19 protein-coding genes, 1 tRNA gene and 3 pseudogenes are annotated in these 26,404 nt (G+C 71.1%); 11 read left to right on the top strand and 12 right to left on the bottom strand.

Translation table 11 applies throughout. The features are described from left to right. Positions 1-29 precede the first annotated feature (29 nt). From IF67_RS0109110 to IF67_RS0109095, 4 genes and pseudogenes are all read left to right on the top strand, one after another. A pseudogene (locus IF67_RS0109110) lies at positions 30-749 on the top strand (ATP-binding cassette domain-containing protein); the annotation flags it as partial. Between the two features lie 565 nt (positions 750-1,314). Then, positions 1,315-1,641 (top strand): annotated as a pseudogene (locus tag IF67_RS41260) (sugar phosphate isomerase/epimerase family protein); the annotation flags it as partial. A gap of 305 nt (positions 1,642-1,946) precedes the next feature. Next, complete coding sequence (locus tag IF67_RS38945) at positions 1,947-2,312, top strand: chorismate mutase (protein ID WP_051817846.1); 366 nt, start codon at positions 1,947-1,949, stop codon at positions 2,310-2,312. Positions 2,313-2,653: 341 nt separating this feature from the next. Then, on the top strand, positions 2,654-4,249 hold the full coding sequence (locus IF67_RS0109095; protein ID WP_030983921.1) for an aldehyde dehydrogenase family protein: 1,596 nt from the start codon (positions 2,654-2,656) through the stop codon (positions 4,247-4,249). Positions 4,250-4,315: 66 nt separating this feature from the next. Here IF67_RS0109095 and IF67_RS0109090 read toward each other — a convergent pair whose 3' ends face one another. Then, entirely contained in the window at positions 4,316-5,650 is a 1,335-nt protein-coding gene (locus IF67_RS0109090) for a DUF2254 domain-containing protein (protein ID WP_030983920.1), read from the bottom strand. A gap of 105 nt (positions 5,651-5,755) precedes the next feature. On the opposite strand from IF67_RS0109090, the gene IF67_RS0109085 reads away from it, so the two are divergent. Continuing rightward, positions 5,756-5,843 (top strand) — tRNA-Leu (locus tag IF67_RS0109085). Positions 5,844-6,193: 350 nt separating this feature from the next. Here IF67_RS0109085 and IF67_RS0109080 read toward each other — a convergent pair. Genes IF67_RS0109080 through IF67_RS0109070 form a run of 3 tightly spaced genes read right to left on the bottom strand, consistent with a single transcriptional unit; the run spans position 6,194 to position 10,815 of the window. Then, positions 6,194-7,759, bottom strand: coding sequence for a GMC family oxidoreductase (locus tag IF67_RS0109080; RefSeq protein WP_030983917.1), 1,566 nt, complete (start codon positions 7,757-7,759; stop codon positions 6,194-6,196). Positions 7,760-7,774: 15 nt separating this feature from the next. Continuing rightward, positions 7,775-9,349: an APC family permease gene (locus IF67_RS0109075; protein ID WP_030983916.1), complete on the bottom strand. Its 1,575-nt coding sequence runs from the start codon at positions 9,347-9,349 to the stop codon at positions 7,775-7,777. After that, complete coding sequence (locus tag IF67_RS0109070) at positions 9,346-10,815, bottom strand: aldehyde dehydrogenase family protein (protein ID WP_030983914.1); 1,470 nt, start codon at positions 10,813-10,815, stop codon at positions 9,346-9,348. The genes IF67_RS0109075 and IF67_RS0109070 overlap by 4 nt, the downstream gene beginning before the upstream one ends. Before the next feature lie 232 nt (positions 10,816-11,047). Here IF67_RS0109070 and IF67_RS0109065 point away from each other — a divergent pair, with 232 nt between their 5' ends. Next, complete coding sequence (locus tag IF67_RS0109065) at positions 11,048-11,560, top strand: DUF6314 family protein (protein ID WP_030983913.1); 513 nt, start codon at positions 11,048-11,050, stop codon at positions 11,558-11,560. A gap of 111 nt (positions 11,561-11,671) precedes the next feature. Here the strand turns inward: IF67_RS0109065 and IF67_RS0109060 are convergent, their stop codons facing one another. Next, positions 11,672-13,186: a hypothetical protein gene (locus tag IF67_RS0109060; RefSeq protein WP_030983912.1), complete on the bottom strand. Its 1,515-nt coding sequence runs from the start codon at positions 13,184-13,186 to the stop codon at positions 11,672-11,674. A gap of 193 nt (positions 13,187-13,379) precedes the next feature. On the opposite strand from IF67_RS0109060, the gene IF67_RS0109055 reads away from it, so the two are divergent. Continuing rightward, complete coding sequence (locus IF67_RS0109055) at positions 13,380-14,717, top strand: helix-turn-helix domain-containing protein (protein ID WP_234341033.1); 1,338 nt, start codon at positions 13,380-13,382, stop codon at positions 14,715-14,717. 75 nt (positions 14,718-14,792) lie between these two features. Here IF67_RS0109055 and IF67_RS0109050 read toward each other — a convergent pair whose 3' ends face one another. Beyond that, positions 14,793-15,665, bottom strand: coding sequence for a class I SAM-dependent methyltransferase (locus tag IF67_RS0109050; protein ID WP_030983910.1), 873 nt, complete (start codon positions 15,663-15,665; stop codon positions 14,793-14,795). Between the two features lie 61 nt (positions 15,666-15,726). Next, positions 15,727-16,374 (bottom strand): TetR/AcrR family transcriptional regulator, encoded by a 648-nt coding sequence (locus IF67_RS0109045; protein ID WP_030983908.1) that lies wholly within the window; start codon positions 16,372-16,374, stop codon positions 15,727-15,729. A gap of 373 nt (positions 16,375-16,747) precedes the next feature. On the opposite strand from IF67_RS0109045, the pseudogene IF67_RS0109040 reads away from it, so the two are divergent. Beyond that, a pseudogene (locus IF67_RS0109040) lies at positions 16,748-16,915 on the top strand (copper oxidase); the annotation flags it as partial. A gap of 294 nt (positions 16,916-17,209) precedes the next feature. Further along, positions 17,210-18,025, top strand: coding sequence for an SAM-dependent methyltransferase (locus IF67_RS0109035; protein WP_030983903.1), 816 nt, complete (start codon positions 17,210-17,212; stop codon positions 18,023-18,025). Between the two features lie 76 nt (positions 18,026-18,101). Here IF67_RS0109035 and IF67_RS0109030 read toward each other — a convergent pair whose 3' ends face one another. Both IF67_RS0109030 and IF67_RS0109025 read right to left on the bottom strand, forming a co-directional pair. Further along, the gene (locus IF67_RS0109030) at positions 18,102-19,010 is read right to left on the bottom strand and encodes a helix-turn-helix domain-containing protein (protein WP_030983901.1); all 909 of its coding nucleotides are present in this window, start codon (positions 19,008-19,010) and stop codon (positions 18,102-18,104) included. Between the two features lie 112 nt (positions 19,011-19,122). After that, entirely contained in the window at positions 19,123-19,365 is a 243-nt protein-coding gene (locus IF67_RS0109025) for a DUF397 domain-containing protein (RefSeq protein WP_030983900.1), read from the bottom strand. Between the two features lie 196 nt (positions 19,366-19,561). On the opposite strand from IF67_RS0109025, the gene IF67_RS0109020 reads away from it, so the two are divergent. Beyond that, the gene (locus IF67_RS0109020; RefSeq protein ID WP_030983898.1) at positions 19,562-20,065 is read left to right on the top strand and encodes an ATP-binding protein; all 504 of its coding nucleotides are present in this window, start codon (positions 19,562-19,564) and stop codon (positions 20,063-20,065) included. Positions 20,066-20,173: 108 nt separating this feature from the next. Continuing rightward, positions 20,174-21,094: a LysR family transcriptional regulator gene (locus tag IF67_RS0109015; protein ID WP_030983896.1), complete on the top strand. Its 921-nt coding sequence runs from the start codon at positions 20,174-20,176 to the stop codon at positions 21,092-21,094. Between the two features lie 111 nt (positions 21,095-21,205). Here IF67_RS0109015 and meaB read toward each other — a convergent pair whose 3' ends face one another. From meaB to IF67_RS0109000, 3 genes are read right to left on the bottom strand one after another with little or no spacing between them, the layout of a single operon-like run. Further along, on the bottom strand, positions 21,206-22,213 hold the full coding sequence (meaB, locus tag IF67_RS0109010; RefSeq protein ID WP_030983894.1) for a methylmalonyl Co-A mutase-associated GTPase MeaB: 1,008 nt from the start codon (positions 22,211-22,213) through the stop codon (positions 21,206-21,208). Positions 22,214-22,223: 10 nt separating this feature from the next. After that, positions 22,224-24,455 (bottom strand): methylmalonyl-CoA mutase, encoded by a 2,232-nt coding sequence (gene scpA / locus IF67_RS0109005; RefSeq protein ID WP_030983892.1) that lies wholly within the window; start codon positions 24,453-24,455, stop codon positions 22,224-22,226. After that, on the bottom strand, positions 24,455-26,338 hold the full coding sequence (locus tag IF67_RS0109000; protein WP_030983890.1) for a methylmalonyl-CoA mutase family protein: 1,884 nt from the start codon (positions 26,336-26,338) through the stop codon (positions 24,455-24,457). Before IF67_RS0109000 ends, scpA begins: the two co-directional genes overlap by 1 nt. Positions 26,339-26,404: the final 66 nt, after the last annotated feature.

The raw sequence follows: 26,404 nt of genomic DNA, 5'->3' as shown, positions 1-26,404 counted from the left end.
CACCGGCGTCGCGCCGAGGAGGCCACGTCATGGCACCAGAGCACCGCCCCCAGCCGCCCACCGGGCCCGAGGTGGCGCCCGCGCCCCTGCTCACCATGCGGGGCATCACCAAATCCTTCCCCGGTGTCCGTGCGCTGGACGGCGTCGATCTCGACGTCACCGCCGGTGAGGTGCACTGTCTGCTCGGGCAGAACGGTGGCGGGAAGTCCACTCTGATCAAGCTGCGGGCCGGCGTCCACCAGCCCGACGCCGGCGAGATCCGCTGGCAGGGCGCCCCCGTGACACTCCCCTCGCCGATCGCCGCGATGCGCCTGGGCGTCGCCACCATCTACCAGGAACTCGACCTGGTGGAACATCTCTCCGTCGCCGAGAACGTCTTCCTCGGCCATGAGGTCGCCACCGGTGGCTTCGTCCGCTCCGGCGAGACCACGGCCCGTACCGCCGAGCTGCTCGCCCGGCTGGGGCACCCGGAGATCGCCCCCGGCGCGCTCGTCGGGAGACTGTCCGCCGCCCAAGCGCAGATTGTGTCGATGGCCCGGGCCCTCTCCCATGACGTCCGGCTGATCGTGATGGACGAACCGTCCGCCGCCCTCGACCCGGACGAGGTCGGCAACCTCTTCCGCATCGTCGCTGGCCTCACCGCCGAGGGCGTGGCCGTCATCTACATCTCGCACCGTCTGGAGGAGATCCGCCGCATCGGCGACCGGGTCACCGTCCTCAAGGACGGCCGCGCCGCCGCCCGCGGCCTCCTCGGCAGCCGGATGACCCTCCAGACCACCTGGCAGGGCTGCGACTCCGCACTCGCCGCCCCCCTCGTCCTCGATCTGGCCCGCCTCCTGGCCGCCGCCCACACCGTCGGCCTGTCCGGCCCGCAACCCGCCCTCGGCTTCTACTTCAAGGACCCGGACGGCGGCCCCGCCGCGCTCGCCGACCAGTACACCGCGCTCGTCGAGTACGCCGAGCTGCTGCGGACCGGGACACCGTCATGAGCCCGGTGAACGGGCCGGGCCGATCACCGGAGGGGAAGGGAGGGATGGCCGGGCGGAAGCCTGGGTATGTTTCTGAGCTGGGACCGGGGCAGCGCCTCGTCCCCGGGGCCGGCCGATCGCCGCGCCCCAGAAAGAACGGCCCGGTGGCGGGTTCTGTGGGGGATCCTGCCACCGGGCGTGTTCGTACGGGGGCACGGGGCCCACAGGGGTCGGCGGGCGTACGGATGCCGACGGGCCTACGGATGCCGACGGGCCTACGGGCGCCGACGGGCCTACGGGCGCCGGGGGAGCCGCGGGTTCCGGCGGGGCCACGGGAGACACCCGGCTCACCCAGGTCCTCGACGACGCCGAGGCGCTCGGCCTGCCGCACATCGGCACCCCCTCCAGCCCCGACCGCTACGGCAACACGGTCGATGCCTGGAAGCGCGCCGCCGAGGAATTCAACACCTACGGTGCCGCCGCGAACGCCCGTGGAATGCGCTTCTCCCACCACAACCACGCCGACGAATTCTCCTTCGCCACCGACAACCCGCGCGTGCGCCTCTACGACGTGCTGCTCGCCGAGACCGACCCCGAACTGGTCTTCCTGGAGATGGACATCTACTGGGCGTATGTCGCGCAGTACCGCTTCTCACGACGGCGGCCGCCAACCCGGCCGGTTCGCTGTCCACCGCCGCCCGCTCCGCCCGCCACCTCCGTCACCTGCGGGGATAGCCGGACGTAGCGCGGGACCGCACCCCCGCGCGGAGGTCCCGTGGACCACTCCGGTCTGTCGGGCTTCCCCGTTCCGGCCGGATCGGTTCCCCCTCCGGCCGGATCGGGACCCCTCCGGTCCGATCCGCGAGACCGGCCCGGCGCCCCGCCACCGGCCGGGTAATGTGCACCCGATCAAGAATGAAGCAGCACCAGCACGACACCGCACCAGGCACCCGACCGATCACGAATGGCGAGACGCACATGAGCGAGGGGACAGCACCGGCGGCCGGCGAAGCGGCCGCCATCGCCGACCAGGCGGCCCGTGAACGGCTGAGCTATCTGCGCGGCAGCATCGACAATCTGGACGCCGCCCTGGTGCATCTGCTCGCCGAGCGCTTCAAGTGCACCCAGCAGGTCGGCGAGCTCAAGGCCCGGCACAGCCTGCCGCCCGCCGACCCGGCCCGTGAGGCCGCGCAGATCGAGCGGCTGCGCCGGCTGGCCGAGGACGCCAAGCTGGATCCGGCCTTCGCCGAGAAGTTCCTCAACTTCATCATCGGAGAGGTCGTCCGCCATCACCGGGCGATCGCCGACCGTACGCAGGAGAACGGGGAGCCCGCCGCCGGCTGAGCCCGTACGTACGACGGACGAGGGTGGGCGGTGCCATCGCGGCGCCGCCCACCCTCGTCGTGCAGTGAGCAGGGGAACTCCGCGACAGCCAGAGCGCGTTGGTGCCGCGCGCCGGGAGCGCCGACGGCCCGCGGGAAGCCCGCCCCGCCGCGGCGGGCCACGCGGTCGCCTCACCCGGGTGGCCCCGTCGCCCGCACCGAGTGACACTCGCCATACCTGACGCCGGACCGTCCCGCAGTGCCCCCATGCCCCACTACCTTCCAGTAACACGGTTCCTCCGGGAGCCGCCCGAGCGCCACCACCCTGCCCCTCCGGCCGTGCACCGAGAGCGGAGACAAACGATGGCCACCACCGCCGAATCCAGCTCGAATCCCTCGTGGAACGCGCGCACCACACCCGCACCGACGCTCCTCCTCAAGCCCGGAACGTCCTGGCAGGACGCCTGGCAGCGCAGCCTGGCCGCGGCCCCCGAAGCCTTCCGCGACGACCAGGCCCTCAACCTCTGGGCCGCTGCCTGGCACCCGGACGGAGACCCGCTGCCCGCCACCAGCCCCGTCGACGGCACCCCCATCGCCGGCCCGCCCCGCCTCGATGCGGACGCCGCACTGCACGCCGTACGGGCCTCCCTCGACCAGCACCGGGCCTGGCGCCATGTCCCGTTGACCGAACGCAAGGCCCGGATCTCCGCCACCCTCGACGCGCTGACCGAGCACCGCGAACTGCTCGCGCTGCTGCTCGTCTGGGAGATCGGCAAGCCCTGGAAGCTCGCGCAGGCCGACGTCGACCGAGCCATCGACGGCGTCCGCTGGTACGTCTCCGAGATCGACCGGATGCTCGCCGACCGCACGCCACTGCCCGGCCCGGTCAGCAACATCGCCAGCTGGAACTACCCGATGTCGGTGCTGATCCACGCGATGCTCGTCCAGGCGCTGGCCGGCAACGCGGTGATCGCCAAGACCCCCACCGACGGTGGTCTGGTCTGTCTCACCCTCGCCTGCGCCCTCGCCGCCCGTGAGGGGGTCCCGGCCACCCTCGTCAGCGGCAGCGGCAAAGAGCTCTCGCCCTCCCTCGTGCGCTCGCCGGAGATCGGCTGTGTCTCCTTCGTCGGTGGCCGGGACACCGGCGCCCGCGTCGCCACCGCCGTCGCCGACCTCGGCAAACGCCACATCCTCGAACAAGAGGGCCTCAACACCTGGGGCATCTGGAATTACACCGACTGGCAGTCCCTGACGCCCCTGCTGCGCAAGACCTTCGACTACGCCAAGCAGCGCTGCACCGCCTACCCCCGCTTCGTCGTGCAGCGCGAGGCCTTCGCCGACTTCCTCGCCGCGTACCTCCCGGCCGTCCGCAGCGTCCGGTTCGGTCACCCCCTGGCCGTCGCCGACCCCGCCGACCCGCTCCCCGAACTCGACTTCGGCCCGCTGATCAACGCCGCCAAGGCCAAGGAACTCGCGGACCTCACCACCGAGGCGATCTCCCGCGGTGCCGTCCCGCTGCACCGCGGCAGCCTCGCCGACGGCCGCTTCCTGCCCTCCCAGGACACCTCGGCGTACCTCCCGCCCACCACGCTCCTGGCCCCGCCCTCCTCTTCCCCGCTCCACCACGCCGAGCCGTTCGGCCCCATCGACACCCTCGTCCTCGTCGACACCGAGGCCGAACTCCTCGCCGCCATGAACGCCAGCAACGGCGCCCTGGTCGCCAGCCTCTCCTGCGACGACAAGGAGAGCTACGACCGTCTCGCCCCACAGATCCGCGCGTTCAAGGTCGGCCACGGCAAGCCCCGCTCCCGCGGCGACCGCGACGAGCTCTTCGGCGGCTTCGGCAACTCCTGGAGCGGCGCGTTCGTCGGCGGCGAACTCCTCGTCCGCGCCGTGACCGAGGGCCCGGCGTCCGAACGTCTGCCGGGCAACTTCCCCGACTACCACCTGATGCCGTAACCAGGGCACCACGCCGGCGGCCCCAGGGCCTGTCTTCAAAGTCCCGCCTGCCTGTGAACACAGGCTCTACCCGATCCCCTGCCGGTCCGGATACGAGGCGAACCGCCGGTCCGCCGCGGCCGGCACCGTACGCTCCACCGCCTGCAACAGGAGCGTGCGGTGCCGCCGCAGCGGTACCTGCCGGTGCTGCGGCGCGAGCAGCAGCAGATCGTCGATCCCGGCCAGGATCCGCCGGCTCACCTGCGGGCTGTGCACCGCGGCCCCCCGGACCTCGGTCAGCCCCAGGTCCACCAGATCCGTCCAGCCCGGAACGTTCTGCATCAGCCGCACCACACCCCGGCGATCGCGGTGGAGGACCGTCCCGAGCGGCCGCCGCACCACCGCCGCCAGAATCTGCACGATCCGGTCCAGGCACTGCACGGCCGTGGTCGGATCGTTGACCGCCGGCGACAAGGCCCGCAGCGCGATGTCCGACAGCTGGCGCAGACCGAGCCCGAGATCCTGGTGAAAGGTGCGCTCCACCCCCACCGAAACCGTGTACCGCAGCGCCCACCGCGGCGGTGGTGCCCCGCCGTGCACCGCGAGCACCGGCGTTCCCGGCAGCACGAAGTCCCCGATCCGCGGAATCAGCCGCAGGACCACCCCATGCCGCCGCGCCACCCGCACCAGCCGTGCCACATGCACGTCCAGGAGGACCCCCGCCCGTCCCGCGTGCGCCATACGGTCCACCTCGGGCGGCAGGGAGGTCCGCTCCTCCCCGACCTCCCCACCGGAGCCCTGCCGCGCCAGCATCCGCAGCGTCTCCCGGGTGATCCGGTCGACCACCGGCCCCACCTGCATCAGCCGCAAGGTGGCCGACACATACGCGATGAACAGGATCAGGCTGAGCGCCACCAACACCATCGTCAGCAGGCTCTGCACCACCGGCACCGACGTGACCTGCCGGACATCGGTCTCGCTCTCGTACGAGGTGAGCACCAGCAGGGAGAACAGGAAGGTCGCCAGAAACACCGTGAGCGTGATCTTGCTGATCCGGCTCCGGATGAAGATCCGCACCACCCGCGGGGTGAGCTGACCACTCGCCATCTGCACCGCGACCAGCGAGATGCTGAAGACCACACCGATGAAGGTCATCATCGCCGAGCTGATCGTCGTCACGATCGTCCTGGTGTCCTCGGCGATCGAGACCAGTTCCCCGACCGCCGCGTACGCGTGCGCCTGCTGGAGCGCCGCGATGATCTTGAGGTCGAGCGTCGAGGCCGCCCACCACAGCAGCACCGCGCAGGCCAGCCCCGCCGTCGGCGCGAACCAGAAGGTGTCCCGCAGATGCTCCCGCAGCGGCGAAAGCGCCCGTGGCCTGCGTGGACCACTGATATGCACGATATGTCCCGCATTGCCCATAAATTGAGGTTATGTGGGCGACGGATACGCAGGTGAAAGGCACTCCGAAACCTTGGTATTGTTGTCCATGTCGCCGCGGGGAACGCCCCGCGAAGATCACACCTAGTCCGGGTGGCGGAATGGCAGACGCGCTAGCTTGAGGTGCTAGTGCCCTTTATCGGGCGTGGGGGTTCAAGTCCCCCCTCGGACACCAGCGAAAACCCCTGTTCATCAGGGGTTTTTTGCGTTCCGGGGCAGTGGCGTAAAAAAATGCCCGAAATGCCTATCTCATCCAGTTTCTTCGGGAGTATCCTGGCCTCAGGCCTACGGGGCGAGCGAGGGAGTTCGACTGGACCGGCCTCGGGGAAGGGAGCTCTGGCTCTCGCCGAGGACAAGAAGAAAAGTCGGGCTGAGAGGCCGAAAGGTCACAGGACCGGACGGCGACCCCTAGCACCTGATTCGGACAATGCCGGCGAAGGGAGCCCACCTCGTAGGCCGTGGATGTGTGAGTGGCCCCGCCCGCGGGCGGGGCTTTCGCGTGGACGCATGGACACAGGGGTGCCCCTACCGGGCGCCCTTGATCATGTCCGCACACTTCTCCCCGATCATCATCGTGGTGATGCAGGGATTGACGGCCGGCAGGAACGGCATCACCGAACCGTCGGCCACCCGCAGAGCGGTCACGCCCTTGACCCGCAGCTGGGGGTCGAGCGGCGTCGTCCGGTCATCGGGGGCGCCCATCTGCACGGTGCAGGCGGGGTGGTAGACCGTGTTGTGCGTGGTGCGGATGTACTCGAACAGCTCGGCGTCGGACAGGGTGGACGGGCCGGGGGCGAGTTCGGTGCCGGCCCAGTCGGCCATCGGCGCCTGGGAGATGATCTCGCGGGCGAGGCGCAGGCCGTGGGTCATGACGCGGACGTCGTGTTCATGGGTGAAGTAGCGCGGGTCGACCTCGGGCTTGTCGCGGAAGTCGCGGGTGCGCAGCCGCACCGTGCCCAGTGAGCGGGCCCGGGTGACGTTCGGGGTGAGGCAGAAGGCGTTCTCCGAGGTGGGATAGCCGCGGCGGTAGGTGTTCATGTCGAAGGGCACGGAACCGTAGTGGAACATCAGGTCCGGGCGGTCGAGGCCGGGTTCGGTGTCGGCGAAGATGCCGATCTCCCACCACTGGGTGGACGAGCTGACCATGGGCTGCTTGGCGTTCCACATGATCACGCCCTCCGGGTGGTCCTGGAGGTAGGAGCCGACGCCGGGGGAGTCGATGACCGGGTCGATACCGGTGGCACGCAGATGGCCGGCCGGGCCGATGCCGGAGAGCATGAGGAGTTTCGGGGAATCGATGGCGCCGCAGGAGAGGATGGTCTCGCGGCGGGCGTTGACGGTGCGGGTGTGGATCAGGTCGGGCGCGAGATAGTCCACACCCGTGCAGCGTCGGGCGGAGTCGAAGTTCAGGCGCCTGGCCTGGAGCCCGGTGCGTACCTCGAGGTTCTTGCGGGTGCCCATCACGGGGTGGAGGTAGGACACCGAGGCGGAGGAACGGGTGCCGTCCGGGCGGCAGTTGATCTGGAACCAGTTTGCGCCCCGGACGACGGTCCGACCGGTGTTGAACGGTGTGGTCGGGATGCCGGCAGCCGCGCAGGCCTCCAGAAGGGCCACACCGCACGGGTCGTTCGGCGGGATGGTGCGCAGGGTGACCGGGCCGTTGCGGCCGTGGTGGTCGCCGGGGGCGTCGTTGGTCTCCAGCTGCTGGAAGAGCGGGAAGCAGTCGGCCGCACCCCAGCCCGTACAGCCCATCGCGGCCCATTCGTCCAGGTCCTCGGCCGGGGTCCAGAAGGCGATACAGGAGTTGTGCGAGGAGCAGCCGCCGAGCACCTTGGCGCGGGCGTGCCGCATGAAGCTGTTGCCGTTCTCCTGCGGTTCGACCGGGTAGTCCCAGTCGTAGCCGGACTCCAGCAGGCCCATCCAGCGGTCCAGGCGCAGCACGTTCTCGTCACCGACGTCGGAGGGGCCGGCTTCCAGGAGGCAGACGGTGACGGCGGGGTCCTCGCTGAGCCGGGCGGCCACGACGGCGCCGGCCGTGCCGCCGCCGACCACGACATAGTCGAACTCGTCCACAGGGACCTCTTGGGACATGGCGGCGTCTCCAGATCAGGGGGTGGGGGTGCTGCTGTCGCCCGGACCGCCGCTGTCGGGGGTGACGGCGGCGTGGGTGGCCAGGACGCCCGTGCGCTTGCGCTGGACGAACCAGTAGTAGGTGAAGCCGCCGATCGCCACGACACCGATGAACAAGAAGGCGCCCCAGCGCAGATACCAGTGCTGGGGGCCGGTCGCGTTGTACACCGCGGCACGCGGCCAGGCGAGGTTGAGGGACATCCCGAAGCCCCAGAGCACGGCGAGGACGTTCACCGGAATGCCGAACCTGCCCAGCGAGAACTTCCCCTTGGCCGGCGTCCAGTTGCCGCGCAGCCGTTGGACCAGCATCGGCAGGGTGACCGCGAGATACGCCAGATAGATCATGATGATCGCGATGCTGGTGATCACCGAGAAGATCTGCGGCTGGTTGACGTTGATGAGGAGGATGGCGATCGCCACCAGGCCGATGATGACGGCCGGCAGCACCGGTGTCTGGAAGCGCGGACTGACCTTGGCGAGCAGGGAGGCGGCCGGGAGGTTGTTGTCCCGGGCCATCGCGAACGCCAGCCGGATGCCGGCGGTGTGCACCGCCAGCTCGCACACGGTGATCGCAATGACCACACACCAGAGCACGATCTGCCCGATGGTCGAGCCGAGCGTGGAGAGCACCACGTATTGGAGGCCGTCCACGGACAGCTCCTTGGAGTGCAGATCGGGCACGGAGAGCAGGGCGAAGAGGAGGATCAGACCGCCGATGAGGAAGGACGCGATCAGTGCCCGCAGGATGGCGCGGGGCGCGTTGCGGCCGGGGTCCTTGGACTCCTCACCGAGCGACGAGGCGGTGTCGAAGCCGTACATGACATACGCCGAGGCCAGTGACGCGGTCAGGAACGCGCCGAAGTAGCCGAGGTTCGTGCCGCTGCCCAGACCGAAGGTGTTGAGCACCACGCCGGGGCCGCGGGTGACGTGCGCGGCGAGCAGAATGACCAGAACGATGGCGGCGATCAGCTCGATCGCCACGCCCGCGGAGTTGATCCGCGCCATCAGCTTGACGCCGAAGGCGTTGACCAGGGTGGTGAAGGCGATCAGGACCGTGCCGAGCACCACGGCGTTCTCGGCCGCGGACTGGCCGGTCCCGTCGCCGATGAACTGGAACCACGACGAGATCTGCGGCAGCGTCACCTGGTACGCCAGCGCCACCGCGGACAGCGAGACCATGGTGGCGGTCAGCATCATCCAGCCGCCGAGCCAGCCGATGTGCGGGCCGCCGAGCTGCTTGGCCCAGTTGTAGATCGATCCGGCCACGGGGTAGCGGGCGGCCAGCTCGCAGAAGCACAGCGCCACCATCAACTGGCCGACGAAGACCATCGGCCAGGACCACCAGTAGGCCGGGCCGCCGTGGGCGATACCGAAGTAGAACAGCTGGAAGGTGCCGGTGAGGATCGAGATGTAGCTGATGCCGGCGGCGAAGGTGTGGAAGTTGCCCAGGGTGCGCTTGAGCTCCGGCTTGTAGCCGAGCTCGGCGAGCGAATCGTCGTCGTGCGAACCGTCGGCCCGGGTGCCGGGGCGCGCGGACTCGGAGTCGGTCACTCGAACCACCTCTGCGGACGCGGTGCGGTATTGCGCCAGATGTGCTTGGCCTCCTGGTACTCGGCCAGTCCCGCGGGCCCCAGCTCGCGCCCGATGCCCGATTGCTTCATGCCGCCCCACTCCGCCTGCGGCACATACGGATGGAAGTCATTGATCCAGACCGTTCCCGCGCGCAGCCGGGCGGCGACCCGGTGGGCACGTTCGCTGTCCTGCGTCCACACCGCCCCGGCCAGCCCGTACACCGTGTCGTTGGCGAGCGAGACCGCCTCCTCCTCGCTGCGGAAGCGCTCGACGGTCAGCACCGGCCCGAAGCTCTCGTCGCGGACGACGGACATGTCCGGGGTGCACTCGTCCAGCACGGTCGGCAGATAGTAGAAGCCGTTCGCCAGTGACGGATCGTCGGGCCGCGCGCCGCCGCAGAGCAGTACGGCACCTTCGTCCAGCCCGCCCGCCACATATGCCTCGATCTTCGCGCGGTGCGCGGCCGAGATCAGCGGGCCGGACCGGGCGTGTTCGTCGAACGGCCCGCCGAGCCGGATCCGCTGGGCTCGGGTGACCAGCTCGTCGACGAACGCATCGTGCAGTTCCTCCTGGACGAGCAGCCGGGCGCCCGCCGAGCAGACCTGCCCGGAGTGCAGAAAGACCGCCATCAGGGCGTAGTCGACGGCGGTGTCGAAATCGGCGTCCGCGAAGACGATGTTGGGGTTCTTGCCGCCCAGTTCCAGCGCGATCTTCTTCACCGTGGGCGCCGCCGCGGCCATGATGCGCCGGCCGGTGAGCAGACCGCCGGTGAACGACACCATGTCCACCCGTGGGTCCTCGGTCAGCGGCGCGCCCACGCTCTGGCCGGTGCCCAGCACCAGATTCGCCGCGCCGTCCGGCAGTCCGGCCTCGGCCAGCAGCCGCATGAGGTGGATGGCGGTGTGCGGGGTGAGCTCACTGGGCTTCAGGATGAAGGTGTTGCCCGTGACCAGGGCGGGGGCGACCTTCCAGGCGGTCTGCAACAGCGGGTAGTTCCACGGGGTGATCAGCGTGCAGACGCCGACCGGCTCGTGCCGCACCTGGCTGTCGATCTCCGCCGCGCCCGCGTCCACCACCCGGTCCGTGCCGCCGGCCGCGCCGAGATTGCCGAAGTAGCGGAAGCAGTTGGCGATGTCGTCCATGTCGTAGGCGCTCTCGACCAGCCGCTTGCCGGTGTCCAGCGACTCGGCCCTGGCCAGCGCGTCCTTGTCGCGCTCCAGCAGCTCGGCGACGCGCAGGACCAGCCGGCCGCGCTCGGCCGCCGGCGTCTGCGGCCACGGCCCGTCGTCGAAGGCCGCACGAGCAGCCCCGACCGCCGCCGCCACGTCCTTCGGCCCGCCCTCGTCAACGGTCGCGACCAGCGTGCCGTCCGCCGGGCAACGGATTTCCCGTACCTGCCCGTCGGCCGCTGCGGTCCACTGACCTCCGATGAACAGCTCCGGCATGGTGATGCCTCCGGTCTCCGGGCTCGTACGGGGCGACTGCGGCAGGCGCGGCGCCCCGGCCGACGGCGTCAGGCCGACGGGCGGCCGGCCGTGCGGACCTCGGTGCGGGTCACTGCCCTGAGACTAAGACGGGCGGTGCGGCTCCGCACGGTACGAGGGGCCGGGGGAGAGGGGATCGGCGCCGGGTGGGGCCGACGGAGTGAGGCGGGCGGGCGGACGGGAGAATGGAGGGATGAGCAGTGAGAGGGGCCGAGGGCACCGACGCGGACGGGAGCCGGGGCAGGGTCCGGAGCCGGCGCCGGCCGTCGGGCCGCACCCCGTCCCCGATGCCGCGGCGTACCTTTCCGGCCGCTGGAGCATCGAGCGCACGGTGCACGACCTGCGGTCCGGCGGCGAGGGCAGCTTCCGCGGCACCGCCGAGTTCCGGCCCGACGGGGCGGGGGAGGCCCTGCTGCACCTCGAGGAGGGACAACTGACGTGGGGCGGGACGGCGAAACCGGCGAGCCGCACCCTGCTGCTGCGGCCCCGGCCGGACGGCACTGCCGAGATCGACTTTGCCGACGGCCGGCCCTTCCACGACCTCGACCTCAGGGCCGGCAGCTGGACCGCCGTCCACCCCTGTGCCGCGGACCGGTACGAGGGAACCTTCACCGTCGTCGGGGCGGACACCTGGCATCTGGAGTGGCGGGTCGGCGGGCCGGCGAAGGACCAGCTGCTGCGCTCGGTGTACCGGCGGCTGGGGTGAGCGCGGCGTGGCCGGGCGCGGACGCGCGCCGGGCCGGTACGCGGACACACGGACGGCGCCCCCGGGGCAGAGGTCCCCGGGGGCGCCGTCCTCCGTGCGGAGAGCGAGGGCTCAGGCGGCGGGCAGCTTCCCCCGCCCGAACAGCTTGCGCTCGTCGTGCAGGGCGAACGGCGTGGTCCTGAGGTCGACGAGCTGGATGCCGAAGATCTTCAGTTGCAGCATCAGCTCGGTCTTCAGGTCGTAGCCCGCGCTCAGCGCCCACGCCGGGGCACCGCCGCCAGTGGCAGCCGCGGCCCGTCCGGTGAGGTGGACGGACAGCTCACCCCCGACGCCCGCGGTGTCGTAGAGGAACACCTGGGCCCGTGCCCCGATACGGGCCGTCGCGGAGGCCGCACCCTCGACCCGGGGAGCCGTTCCCTTGGTCTGCTGGTCCGCTTCGTGCAGCGGCTGCCACCCGTTCCCGCGGTCGTACTTCGCGCCGACGGCGAACGAACCGGAGGTGCGCTGGTCGGCGTCGAGCACGATGCGGCCGCCGGCGGTGAAGCGGTAGGTGAAGGTGACCTCGGTGCTGACCACGACGGGGACCGGGCCCACCCAGAAGACGTGCCGTCCGGTGACCGCCGCGATCGGCACCGCGACCTGCCCGGTGTCCGCGGTCCCGCGCACCTTGCCGTGGACCTGCCAGCCATAGGCGTAGGAGCCGCCCAGGCCGACCGCCGCGCGCTGCGGCAGCAGGTTGAGCCCGCCGCGCTTCTCGTACTGGAAAATCAGCTCGGGCCGGAACATCACGTCGCCGGACAGCCGGGCGGGAGACTTGCCGGTTGCCTCCACGCCCTTGGGCAGCGGCACATTGAGACCCAGCCGCAGGGTGGTGAGCGCCTTGCGCGCGCCGGGCGACAGCGCGCTGCCGGAGGAAGTGGGGGCGGGGCGGGGAGCGGAGGGCACGAGTTGGGTGCGGACCCCGGAGGAGCCGGACGCCGAGGGGCTCGGGGACGCGGTGGCGTCAGGGCTGCCGGACGGAGGGGCCGGGGTGCCGGACGGAGGGGCCGGGCCGTCGCCGGCCGAACCGGTGCCGGCAGCGGGCTTCTGCACGGTGACACCCGAGGAGAGCGGCCTGACCGAGATCTCACCGGGCCGCAACGCCGTGCGCTGGTCCACCTTCTGATCGCCGAGCAGTTCCGAGAGCGTGGCCGGGGCGGTGGTCACCCGGACCTTGCCGTCGCGGGAGCCGGTGACCTTGCCGACCTTGAACAGCGCACCTGAAGGGGCGTGTCGGTTGGGCGCGGCGGCGATCACATCCCCGGTCCGTACGGTCTTGCCGGCGGACGGCTTGAGTTCCGCCTGCTTGCGGTGCGCGTCGTACGACGAGAGCTGCACGGAGACCGAATTGCCGGAACGGGTCGGCGCGTCGGACGGCCTGGCGACCGCGGCAGCGCCCTCAGGACCGGAGGCCGGGCCATCGTCCGGCACGGCACCGGGGGCTGTCGGCCCGGTGGCCGGTATGCCGGCCGCGGAGGTGCGCGGTGCGTCGGGACCCGAGAGCAGCGCATGGGTGCCGAGGGCGGCGGGGACGAGTACGCCGACCGCGGCGGCGGGCACCGCGATACGACGCCAGGAAACAGCCATGGGATTCCTTGCTGGTGCGGGGGGTGATGGGGAGGAACAGCGGGGCCGGGCGCCGAACGCCGGACGGATCAGGACGGCCGGGGAAAAGTCGTCCAAGATCGAACATCTGTAGGGGTTCGGGCGGCTTCCTCGTAGCATGGCGACGAATGATCGATTTCGCCATGGGGAAAGACACCGAGTCGGGAGGGGACGGGTGGAGACTTCCACAACGGTGCCGGAGTCCGTCGCCGCACTGCACGCCGCCATCGACGCCCTCACCGACGAGGTCATCGGCGGCCTGCGGGCCCAACTCCCCTCCTACGCCGCGGCGTCGGTGGACCAGCTCCGCCCGAGGGTGCTGGCGTCCCTGCGCAACGGCCTGTCACTGGTGCAGCGCTGGTCCGAGGAGCGGCGGACACCACAGGGCTCCGGGCGCGATGACGGCCGGGCGTACGCCATCCCGGAGACCCATCTCGACGAGGTGACGGCCCTGGCCCGCTCGCTGCCCGTCGAGGACATCATCTCCGCCTACCGGATCGGAACGGACATCGTCTGGCGGCGGTTCGGCGAGGAGATGGCGGCCCGCCGCGGCACCGCCGAGGACCTGCTGCCGATCGCCGAGACACTCCGCGCCTGGGTCGACGCCAACACCCTGCGCATCGTGCGCAGCTGCCGGGTCGGCTTCGAGGAAGACGCGATGACGGACCGTCGCCGGGCCGTGCAGGTCCGCGCCCTGCTGCTCGGCGAGGTGCGGTGGGGCAAGTCGCCTTCCGGCGGCGGCGCGTGGGGCGACGGGCCTGCCGATATCCAGCCGGCCGGCGGATACCTCGCTGACGAGGAGACGGCGGCGGACGGCTGGTACGACCGCGGCGCGCTCCGTCGCCCTTTCCGCGCGCGCCTGCCCGACGTCGCGCCGCCCGGTGGCCCCGTCGGCACCCCGGAGCCCGGCCCCGCCCCGTGTGCCACCGGCCACCCCGGCCCCGGCGACGGCGCCTTCGGCCGGATCGTCGCTCTGCTGCGCCCCTGGCTCGCCCTGGACGGGACGGGGAAACCTCTGGTCACGACCGTGGACGGGGATGTGGCGGGGCTGCTGGCCGGGCGCCCGGCCGGGTTGTGCCGCGGCCTGGTCCTGGGGCTGGGTGCCCCGGCCCCCGCGTCCGGACTCGCCGCGGAGTTCACCCGGGCCACCCAGGCGCTCCGGGCCGCCACCGGTTTCGGACTCGTCGGGGCGTTCACCCGTGAGGAGCTGGGGCTGCGGGCCACGGTCGTGGCGCTCCCTGCCGTGGGGGAGGCGCTGGTGGGGCTGCGCCTGGCGCCGCTGGCCGAACGGGGCGAGGACGGCGCCCAGTTGGAGGAGGCCGCGGCCGCCTATCTGGAGCAGGGGCTGCGGCTGGAGGCCGCCGCGCGCACCCTCTACGTGCACCCCAACACGCTGCGCAACCGGCTCCGGCGGTTCGAGGAGATCACCGGCACCAGCCTGCGTGACCCGGCGGATCTCGCGGAGGTCTGGTGGGCGCTGACACACCGCAGGATCCACGGGCCGGCGAGCTGAGGGGCGCGCGGCGCCGGGCGCGGTGCCGATAGACCTCGATGCCGTCGGGTGCCCGCGCCCGTGTCTGCCGTCGGCTCAGGCCTTCACCGCCCGCAGCGCATACAGCAGCGGAACGATCGGCTCCGACGGCGGAAGGCGCCACCAGCCGTTCTCGGACGGCACCATCGCATCGAACCGCTTCCACGGCAGCAGCTCGGTCTCCCGCACCAGTTGCACGGTCAGCCCCGCGCCGACCACAGCGGAGATGACCTCCCCGAGGCCGTGCCGCCACTCGTAACTCGTCGTGGCACCCTGCACGGGCGGGCCGTCGGTGTACGTGGACGGCGTATCGCTCCTGAGCGGGCCGCGGCCGCCCAAGTAGTCATGGTGCAGCCGGAGTTCCTGCCGATCCGGGCTCGGCGTCGGGCCCAGGGCGTCGAGCAGCGGATGGAACTCGACCAGATAGAACGTCCCGCCGGGCCGCAGCAGCGAGCTGACGATCCCGGCCCAGGTGGCCAGATCCGGCAGGTAGCACAGCGCGCCCTTGCCCGTGTAGATCACATCGAACCGGCGCCCGTCCAGCGCCTCCACGGCCCGGTGCACATCCGACCGGACGAACTCCACATTCCGTCCGGCCTCCTCGGCGAGCCGTCGCGCCTCCGCGACCGCCGCCGCGGAGAAGTCGAGCCCGACCGTGTGCGCGGCGCCCCGCTCGGCGAACGCGGCCGTCTCGGTGCCCAGATGGCATTGCAGATGCAGGACGTCCCGCCCGGCCAGATCGCCCAGATCCGTCCACTCGAACGGCGCGAACCAGTGCTCGGCGGTCCGGGAGCCGTCCAGGCCGTAGAACTCGCTCGCCACATGGACAGGGGTACGGGCGTCCCAGTTCGCCTGGTTGGCGCGCACCATCTCCTCGGTGGTGGGCGAGGGCACGGGGAGGGTCGACGGCTCACTCTGCTCTGTGGTCATCCCCCTCTTGTACCGGCCGGGCGGGCGAGCGGGCCAGTACGCCATGGCGCGAAGGGCACCCTTACGGCTCCTCGGCCGGCGTCGTCCACACCTCTCCGTCGAGCACATTGCGCATCCCCACCCACACCATGTTCATCAGTCGCAGGGTGATCCGCTCCGGGGGCTCGTCCGGATGGAGCGTCATCCAGTCGGTGAGCGAGTCCGCGGCCCCGACCAGGGTGTACGTCACGAAGTCGGCCTCGTCGTCGGGGCAGGCGGGCGCGGCGCTCTCCGGGCCGCCGGTCCGGACCAGCCCGGAGACCTCCGTCATCACCGCCTGCCGGGTACGGCCCAGCTCCGCCGCGATCGCCGGGCTCAGCTCCGACGCCTGGCGGTGCAGCACCACCCAGCTGTCGCGGTGTTCGGTGACGAAGGTGAAGAAGGCCAGCAGTCCGGCCCGCAGCCGTAGCTCGGGAGGGTGGGCAGGGCCCGCGGCGGCCCGTAACGCGGCCACCAGACGCTCGGCCTCACGTCGCAGACAGGCGAGGAACAGCCCCTCCTTGGAGTCGAGATAGAGGTAGACCATCGGCTTGGAGATCCCGGCGAGTTCGGCGATCTCGTCGACCGAGGCGGCGTGGTAGCCGCGCTTGGCGAAGACCCGGATCGCGGCGTCGATGATCTGCTGTTCCCGGACCGGCCTGGGCATGCGTCGCCTGCGTGTGTCAGTCATTGGTGCCAGCCTACCCCAACCTTACTGACGAGTAAGTTTACTGGAAAGTCAGATAGTTGGGAGGGGAGGGCGCGCATCGGCGGTTCAGGTGACGGGTGTAAAGCGAGTCGATGGTGGTAGGCGTCCTCTCGCAACGCCCCTTTCCGCAGCGGCTGTTGCTCGGGTGTCTGCCGGTGCGGAACCGGATGCGGACCGGGCCGGGTGCGCTCCTCGGCCGGGCCGGACCGCGCGGGGGGCGTGCCCGGCGTCGGGTGTCGCCGGGGGAAAGGGAACGGGCCGCCGCCTGTGAGTGGCGTGGTGGCGGCCCGTACCCCCTCCGCGTCTCGGCCGGCCCGACGTGCGGGATTCGCTTCGGGGTCTGCTCATGCGGGGCGGGGATGTCAGCCCGGTCGTCGTGCGCCGGGCCGGCGACCCCCTGCCCGACCGGCAGTTCACCCTCGTCTTCAACGACATGACGATCAACAACCTGCCGGCCGGGCCCGACTTCCGGGCGACCGTCGGCGAGCGGATCGAGATCATCATGGTCACGCACGGGGAGTACTGCTTCCCCTGATCGCCAAACCTGATGGGACGATTCTCGGCCATGACGGTCATGGCGGACACGCCGGCGCGCGATCTGGCTGATTGAACACCCTTGATTCGTACGTCTGTTGGGGTACTGATGTGTGCCCGGCGGAACAACACCCCGCACTTCCTTCAAGGGGCCCTGCCGCTCGTCTGCAACAACCCCCGATCGATGGGTATGTTGGGGGCTTGCAGCGCGTGGTCACTCCTATACGGAGCGATCACCCCTGCCCCATGGCTGATGACTGTCGGAGCGACGGGAAAGTGTGGAATGAGCCAGGAATCACAACCGCAGGCCGGCGCCGTTGATATCAGCATCCCGAGTGTGGCGCGGATGTACGACTACTACCTGGGCGGCAAGGACAACTACGCCGTCGACCGCGAGGCCTGCGAAGAGTTGAGCAAGGTCGTACCGAGCACCCAGGTGCTGGCGATCAACAACCGGCGTTTTCTCCAGCGGGTGGTCCGCTGGCTGGCTCGCGAACACGGCATCCGGCAGTTCATCGACCACGGATCAGGCCTGCCGACCCAGGACAACGTCCACCAGGTCGCCCAGCAGGTCGACCCGGATTCCCGTGTGGTGTACGTCGACAACGACCCCATCGTCCTGGCGCACGGCCGCGCGCTGCTGGAGGAGAACGCCAACACCGCCGTCATCCAGGCGGACATGCGGGACACCGACGGCATCCTCGGCAGCCCCGAGGTCGAGCGTCTGATCAATTTCGATGAGCCCGTCGCCGCGCTGTTCGTCTCGGTCCTCCACTGCATAACCGATGCCGACGACCCGGCCGGGCTGATCAAGCGGGTCGCCGACCGGCTCGTGCCCGGCAGCTTCCTGGTGGTGTGTCAGCTCGTCAGCGAGGACGCCGCCACCCGCGACTTCGTCACCGAATTCATGCGGGTCAGCACCCACGGCCAGTGGGGCCGGGTGCGGCAGGCCCATGAGCTGGCGGGGTTCCTGGAAGGGCTGGAGATCCAGGAGCCGGGCCTGGTCGAGGTCTCCACCTGGAAGCCGGACGCGGACATCGGCCCCAAGCAACTCACCCAGGAGTGGATCGAGTTCGGCGGCGTCGCCCGCAAGGTGTAGGGCGCAGGACCACGTCATGGAAGAGGGGCGGGGCGCCCGGTGGGTGCCCCGCCCCTCTCCGCTGGGATGCGGTGCGTCAGTTCTCCTGCTTGAGCAGCCGCTCCAGGATCTCCAGTGACTCGCGAGGAGACTCGGACTGCGCGCTGAGCCGGTCCATCACCGCGAGGTAATGATCGACATCATCGCGCTTGTCCAGATAGAGCGCGCTGGTCAGCTGCTCCAGATAGACGATGTCCGGCAGATCCGGCTCCAGGAACCGCAGGATCGTGATCGGACCGCCGGCCGCCGCCAGGCCGCCGAGGCTGAACGGCGCGATCTGCAACGTGACATTCGGCAGCTCGGCCATCTTCAGCAGATGTCTGAGCTGACCTGCCATCACCTCAGGCCCGCCGAGCGGACGACGCAGTGACGCCTCGTCGATCACGGCCCACACCCGCGGCGCGTCCGGGACGGTCAGCAGCTCCTGGCGCTGTACGCGCAGCTGCACCCGCCGCTCGATCTCCTCCGGGGAGGACCGCGGATGCCCGAGCTGGGCCACCGCACGGGCGTAGTCCGCAGTCTGCAACAGGCCCGGCACGAACTGGACTTCGTACGTACGGATCACCGAGGCGGCTTCTTCGAGGCCGATATGCGTCTCGAACCAGCCGGGCAGCACATCGCCGTACTGATGCCACCACCCCGGACTGCTGGTCTTGCGGGCCAGCTTGAGGAAGTCGGCGCGGACCGCATCGTCAGTGACGTTGTAGGGCGTCAGCAGATCGGCGACATCCCGCTCCTTGCAGCTCACCCGGCCGAGCTCCAGGCGGCTGATCTTCGCGTGCGAACCGCGGATGGCGTCCCCGGCGGCCTCCCGGGTGATGCCCGCCCCTTCACGCAGCCGGCGAAGCTGGGTGCCCAGCACGATACGCAGGACGGTCGGGCCGCCGCGCGGATGGTCCAGGTAGCGGCGCAGGGACGGATCGCTGCTCGGCTGCGCGGCGGTCATGCTGACTCCCCTGAGTGGTCGGGCGAGCGCCCAGTGTCCCACCGCCCCGAGCGGTTCGTACAGCCGGGGCGACTATCCGAACGACATATGCGCCAATCGCGGTGCGCATGTGTCAGTGGCCGGCGATGAGGTCGTCGAAGTCGCCGTCCTTGGCTCCCTGGACGAAAGCCACCATCTCGGCGCGGGTGTAGACCAGGGCCGGACCCGTGGCGAACCGTGAGTTGCGCACCGCCACCCCGCCGTCCGAAAGAACGGCCAGTTCCACACAGTTGCCGCTGGGGTTGCTGCGGCGGCTCTTGCGCCAGACGGCACCTTCGATGCTGGTCGCCTGCATGCCGTTGGTCACCGACTCCATATCAGCTGCTCCCTTGCTGGAGGTCGCTTCTCCGACCGGTTTCGAGCCTGCGATCACCTTGGCGTGAACGAGCCCCTGGGCGGCCGTCCTTACTGATGTAATTGCAGATGCACTTGCATCATGGGACGGCTGCCGAGGATATTAGCTCTCCGAGGCAGTCCGGCCCAGCCCTGAAATCGCCCTCGCGGAGATGTTGATGACCACACATCCGGCAGAGACCGTGCACGACGCCCCTCGGGAGGAACCGCACGAGGACAGCTGGTGGATGCCCGCCCCCGACGGCTTCGCCGCCTGCGCCCTCAGCGGCTCCGCGCGCACCGTTCCGGAGGCCCGCCGGTTCACCCGGGCGACTCTCGCCGGCTGGCAGTTGTGTGCCGACGTGGCCGACGACGTGGCCCTGGTCGTCTCCGAACTCGTCAGCAATGCGCTGCGCTATGGCACGGCGCCCGGGGAGGACGAGGCCCGCGAGGCACCCGCCCCCTTCTGCAACGCCTGGCTCGCCCTGACCCGGCAGAACGCCACGGTGCTGTGCGCGGTCTCGGACGCCGGCGCCGGAGCGCCCGTCGTCAAGCCCCCGGACACCCTGTCGGAATCCGGGCGTGGACTGCACATCGTCGACCAGCTGAGCGACGCCTGGGGCTGGACACCACCGGACCGCACCGGCAAGACGGTGTGGGCGACGGTGTCGATGCGCGGCTGAGGCGGGCCCGTACGGGGGGCGGGCCCGCCTCAGCGGAACAATTCACGGACCTGCCGTGTGTGACGATTCCCGGGTTGCCGTCACCCGAGCGGAAGGTCCGAGAAGCCGATGGATCTGCTGTCCCTGCGCTACTTCAGGGAGGTCGCGCGCCGAGAGCACATCAGCCGGGCCGCAGCGGAACTACGGGTGGCCCAGCCCTCGGTGAGCCGGACGATCGCGCGGCTGGAAGCGGAGCTGGGGGTGCCGCTCTTCGACCGGCAGGGCCGCACCATCCGGCTCAACCCCCACGGTGCCGCGTTCCTGGCCCGGGTCGAGCGTGCGCTGGACGAACTCGACGACGCGCGCAGGGAGGCGGCCGACGCCGCCGGGCTCGACGACGGCTCCGTCGCCGTCGCCGCCGAGACGCTGCTGCCCCTCACCGAGCTGCTGGCCGCATTCCGCGCCGCCCATCCCGGTGTCACCGTCCGGTGCTTCCAGTCCACGCCCGAGGTGATGCGGGATCAGCTGCGGGCACGGGAGGTGGACTTCTGCTTTGCCTCGCAGCCGCTGTCCGGGCCCGGTCTGGGCGCGGTGCGGCTGCTGCACGAAGAGGTGCTGCTCGCCGTGCCGGCCGGTCATCCGCTGGCCGGCCGGGGCCGGCTGACGCTCGCCGAGGTCGCCGAGGAACCCTTCATCACCACCCGGGCGGGCCACTGGCAACGTGCGCTGCTGGAGCGGCTGTTCACCGTGATCGGACGCCGTCCGGTGATCTCCTGCGAGGGCGACGAGCCGGGCGCCACACACTTCCTGATCGCGGCAGGTCTCGGTATCGGGCTGATGCCCTCGCTCGCCCGTGCCGATCTCTCCCGGACGCCGCTCGCCTGGCTGCACCTCGACACCCCCGACTGCGTACGGACCCTGAGCCTGGTCCGGCGCGAGGACAGCTATCTCTCCACGGCCGCCGCGCGGTTCCGTGACATGGCCGTCGCCCACTTCGCCGAGCGGGCGCAACGCACCATCCCGGCGGGGGAGTGGGGCGCAGGGGGGTAGGGCAGGCGTCGCGGTCGGTCCGGCCAGGTGCTCTTGAGTGCTGGAGGGCCGGGGAGGGGAAGGGCCGGGGCGTGCGAGGGCCGGGCGGCCGGACACCGCCCGGCCGTCGGCCTAGGCCTCGCCCGTCGGCCCGTCCCCCAGTCCGAACGCCTCCAGCAGCCGCTCGGCCGCCAGGGTCGCGGTGAGCTCGCCGTCGCGCACGGCACGTTCGACATCGGGGCCCAGCCGGCGCACCTCGGGGTGTTCCTGAAGGCGGTCGATCAGCCGCTCGCGCACCATCGACCAGGTCCAGTCGACCTGCTGGGTACGGCGCCGTTCGGCCAGCGCCCCGGTGGACTCCAGAAGAGTGCGATGCTGCTCGACCCGCTCCCAGAGCCCCTTCAGACCGGTGCCCTCGCGGGCGCTACAGGTCAGCACGGGGGGTGTCCAGGCCGCGTCCGGGGGCTGCAAGAGCCGTAGCGCACCGGCCAGTTCACGGGCCGCGGAGCGTGCGTCGCGCTCGTGCGGGCCGTCGGCCTTGTTGACGGAGACCAGGTCCGCCAGCTCCAGCACGCCCTTCTTGATGCCCTGGAGCTGGTCGCCGGTGCGCGCCAGAGTCAGCAGCAGAAACGTGTCGACCATGCCCGCGACGGCGGTCTCGGACTGGCCGACGCCGACCGTCTCCACCAGGACCACGTCATAGCCCGCGGCCTCCATCACCACGATGGACTCCCGGGTGGCCCGCGCCACCCCGCCCAGCGTGCCGGACGTGGGGGAGGGGCGGACGAACGCCGCCGGGTCCGTCGCCAGCCGCTCCATCCGGGTCTTGTCACCCAGGATGGAGCCGCCGGTACGGCTGGAGGACGGGTCGACGGCGAGCACCGCCACCCGGTGCCCGGCGCCGGTCAGCAGGGAACCGAGCGCGTCGATGAAGGTCGACTTGCCGACGCCGGGCACCCCGCTGATGCCCACTCTGCGGGCCGAGCCGGAGTACGGCAGCAGCTCGATCAACAGCCGCTGGGCCGCCGCCCGGTGGTCGGGCCGGGTGGACTCGACCAGGGTGACGGCGCGGGCGATCCAGGCCCGGGAGCCCGCGCGGACACCTTCGGCATACCGTTCGACATCGATCCTCGCAGGCATGCTCACCCGTTCACAGCTCGTGGCCCAGGACCGATGCCAGGTCCCGCACCAGATCGTGGGCGGCCTCGGGGATGACCGTGCCGGGCAGGAAGACCGCGGCGGCGCCCATGTCGCGCAGCGGCTGCACGTCCTGCGGCGGGATCACCCCGCCCACCACGATCGTGATGTCCTCCCGCTCCTCCGCGGCCAGCGCCTCCTTGAGCGCGGGCACCAGCGTCAGATGCCCGGCGGCCAGCGAGGACACCCCGACGATGTGGACGTCCGCCTCCACCGCCTGGCGTGCCACCTCGGCCGGGGTCTGGAACAGCGGGCCGACATCGACGTCGAAGCCCAGGTCGGCGAAGGCCGTGGCGATGACCTTCTGGCCGCGGTCATGGCCGTCCTGGCCCATCTTGGCCACCAGGATGCGCGGCCGGCGCCCCTCGGCGCGCTCGAACTCGGCCACCAGCGCCCGGGTGCGCTCGACACCGGAGGAGGGGCCCGCTTCGTCTCGGTACACACCGGAGATCGTACGGATCTGGCCGGAGTGCCGCCCGTAGACCGACTCCAGGGCGTCCGAGATCTCGCCGACCGTCGCCATGGCACGGGCCGCGTCCACCGCCAGCGCCAGCAGATTGCCCTCCAGACCCTCGCCGGGACCGGACTTCGCCGCCGCCGTCAGCGCCTCCAGCGCCGCCTGGCAGGCGTCCTCGTCGCGCTCGGCCCGCAGCCGCTTGAGCTTCTCGATCTGCTGGGCGCGCACCGACGAGTTGTCGACCTTGAGGACGTCGATCTCCTCGTCGGTCTCCACCCGGTACTTGTTGACGCCGATCAGCGCCTGCCGCCCCGAGTCGATCCGCGCCTGGGTACGCGCCGCGGCCTCCTCGACGCGCAGCTTGGGGATGCCCGCGTCGATGGCCTTGGCCATCCCGCCGGCCGCCTCGACCTCCTCGATGTGCTGCCAGGCCCGCTGCGCCAGATCGTGGGTGAGCTTCTCGACGTAGGCGCTGCCGCCCCACGGGTCGATGACCCGGCAGGTGCCCGACTCCTGCTGGAGGAAGAGCTGGGTGTTACGGGCGATCCGGGCGGAGAAGTCGGTGGGCAGGGCGAGTGCCTCGTCGAGCGCGTTCGTGTGCAGGGACTGGGTGTGGCCCTGCGTCGCCGCCATCGCCTCCACACAGGTCCGCGTGACGTTGTTGAACACGTCCTGCGCGGTCAGCGACCAGCCCGAGGTCTGCGAATGGGTCCGCAGCGAGAGGGACTTGGGGTTCTTCGGGTCGAAGCGCTGGACCAGCCGCGCCCACAGCAGCCGGGCCGCCCGCAGCTTGGCGATCTCCATGAAGAAGTTCATGCCGATCGCCCAGAAGAACGACAGCCGCGGTGCGAAGGAGTCCACGTCCATGCCCGCCGCCATGCCCGCACGCAGGTACTCCACCCCGTCCGCGAGGGTGTACGCCAGCTCCAGGTCGGCCGTCGCGCCCGCCTCTTGTATGTGGTAGCCGGAGATGGAGATGGAGTTGTAGCGCGGCATCTTCTGCGAGGTGTACGCGAAGATGTCGGAGATGATCCGCATCGAGGGCTGCGGGGGATAGATGTAGGTGTTGCGGACCATGAACTCCTTGAGGATGTCGTTCTGGATGGTCCCGGCCAGCTTCTCGGGCGCTACGCCCTGTTCCTCGGCGGCCACGATGTACAGCGCCAGCACCGGAAGCACCGCGCCGTTCATCGTCATCGACACGGTCATCTTGTCCAGCGGGATGCCCGCGAAGAGCTGCCGCATGTCGTAGATGGAGTCGATCGCGACGCCCGCCATGCCGACATCGCCGGTCACCCGCGGATGGTCGCTGTCGTAGCCGCGGTGCGTGGGCAGGTCGAAGGCGACCGACAGGCCCTTCTGGCCGGCCGCGAGATTGCGCCGGTAGAAGGCGTTGGACTCCTCGGCGGTGGAGAAGCCGGCGTACTGCCGGATCGTCCAGGGCTGGTTGACGTACATCGTCGGGTACGGGCCGCGCAGATACGGCGTGATCCCCGGGTACGTCCCCAGGAAGTCCAGACCGTCGAGATCCTCGTCGGTGTACAGCGGCTTGACGTCGATACCCTCCGGCGTCTCCCACGTCAGGTCCGCCACACCCTTGCCGGTGGACTGCGCCACGGCCGCGGCCCACTCCCCGGTGTCACCGGCGGCGTCCGCGGTGACCGGGGCGCCCAGCTCGACCGTGCTGAAGTCCGGGATGGCGCCCGCTTGCTGTGTCGTGTCGTTCATCACGCCACCTCCATGACATCCAGGGCCGAGGACAGCACCTCGACCGCGTCGCAGCCCGCGAAGACAAAGGAGTCCACACCGGCCGCTACGAATTCCTCCCGGCGCTCACCCGGCTTGCCGGCGAGATGCACCCGCAGCGCTCCCGCCGACTTCAGGGCGGCCGCCACGGCCGCCGCCTGCTCGCCGTACACCGCATCGCTCGAACACAGACAGGCGATCCGCGCGCCACTGCGGGCGAACGCCTCGGCCACCGACTCCGCATCCACCGGCGCGGGCTCCGCGACCGTCTCGATGCCGCCCGCCTGGAACAGATTGGCGGCGAACGCCACCCGCGCGGTGTGGGCCGCCACCGGGCCCAGCGCGGCCAGAAAGACCTTCGGCCGGGCACCGCTCGCCGCCAGGTGGTCATCGGAACGCGACCGCAGCCGCTCGTACGCATCGTCCCTGCGCACCCGCGGCAGCCCGCCGCCGACCGGCGTGGGTGTCGGCTCGCGGTGTACCGGCGGCTCGGCGAGATGGGGGAACTCGCTGACACCGGTGATCGGTTCACGGCGGCGGGCGAGGTCTTCGGTGCGGCGCTCCCAGGTGCGGGCCAGCCGGCCGGCAATCATCCCGGAGCGCAGCGCGGCGGCCTGGCCGCCCGCGCCCTCGATCTCCTGGAACCAGGCCCAGGCCGCACGGGCCAGTTCGTCGGTGAGGCTCTCCACGTACCAGGAGCCGCCCGCCGGGTCGATCACCTTCGACAGGTGCGACTCCTCCAGCAGCACGGACTGGGTGTTCCGGGCGATCCGTCGGGCGAACGCGTCGGGCACGCCCAGCGCGGCGTCGAACGGCAGCACCGTCACCGCATCCGCGCCGCCCACGCCCGCGGACAGCCCGGCGACCGTGGTGCGCAGCATGTTCACCCACGGGTCCCGACGGGTCATCATGACCGTGGAGGTGACGGCGTGCTGGCGCTGCGCCGACGCGGCGGGCGAGGCCCCGCAGACCTCGGCGACCCGGGCCCACAGCCGGCGGGCCGCGCGCAGCTTGGCGATCGTCAGGAACTGGTCGGCGGAGGCGGCATAGCGGAACTCCAGCTGCCGACAGGCGTCGTCGACACCGAGGCCGGCTCCCGTCAGCTGCCGCAGATAGGCGACGCCGGTGGCCAGCGAGATGCCCAGCTCCTCGGCGGCCGAGCCGCCCGCCTCGTGGTACGGCAGCGCGTCGACGGCCAGCGCCCGGATGCCGGGCGCCTCGGTGGTGCAGCGTGCGGCCAGCCGGGCGGCCGACTCCAGCTGAAGGCGCAGCTTGGCGTCGTCGCCCGTACGGGCCAGCAGGCCGAGCGGGTCGGCGCCCAGGCATCCGGCCGCCTCGCTCAGCGGTGCGCCGGACGCGGTGTACAGCCGCAGCAACTCCTCGGCGGCGGGCGCGAAATCGGCGCCCGCTTCCAGTACCACCGCGGCCAGGTCCAGATAGACGCCGTCGAGCGTCTGCTCCAGACCCTCCACCGGCACCCCGCCGTCGCCGACGGTCAGCCAGACCGAGGTGACGCCGTTCTCCAGATCGGCCAGCACCGATTCATTGGCGCGCCGCGGGTCGGTGTGGACATGGCGCTGGCGTACGTCCCACCCGGCGACGGAGGTGCCCTCGGGCCGGCCGGCCCGTACGAACGGCGGGAAGCCCGGATGGCCCAGGGAGGCCGTGCCGTCCTCGGCGGTGTAGAGCGGGCGGATGCGGATGCCGTCCTGGAGATCGGTGGCGAGGGCGTCCTCGGCGGCGGTGCCCGTCGCCTCGGTGACGCCCGATTTGCGCAGCACACCTTCGACGAGGCGCTGCCACTGCTCTCGATCGGCATCGGGGAAGGCGGCGGCCAGGGGGAGTTCGGGGGACTCGGCGGTCATGGCAGCAGGCTAGGCGAACGACCGTTAGCTGGAGCAGGGGCTCCAGCTGTGACGTTGCACTCGTTG

The organism is Streptomyces sp. NRRL S-1813 (assembly GCF_000719605.1).
GTDB classification, from domain to species: Bacteria; Actinomycetota; Actinomycetes; order Streptomycetales; family Streptomycetaceae; genus Streptomyces; species Streptomyces decoyicus.
This window is presented reverse-complemented; position numbering and strand designations above follow the sequence as displayed.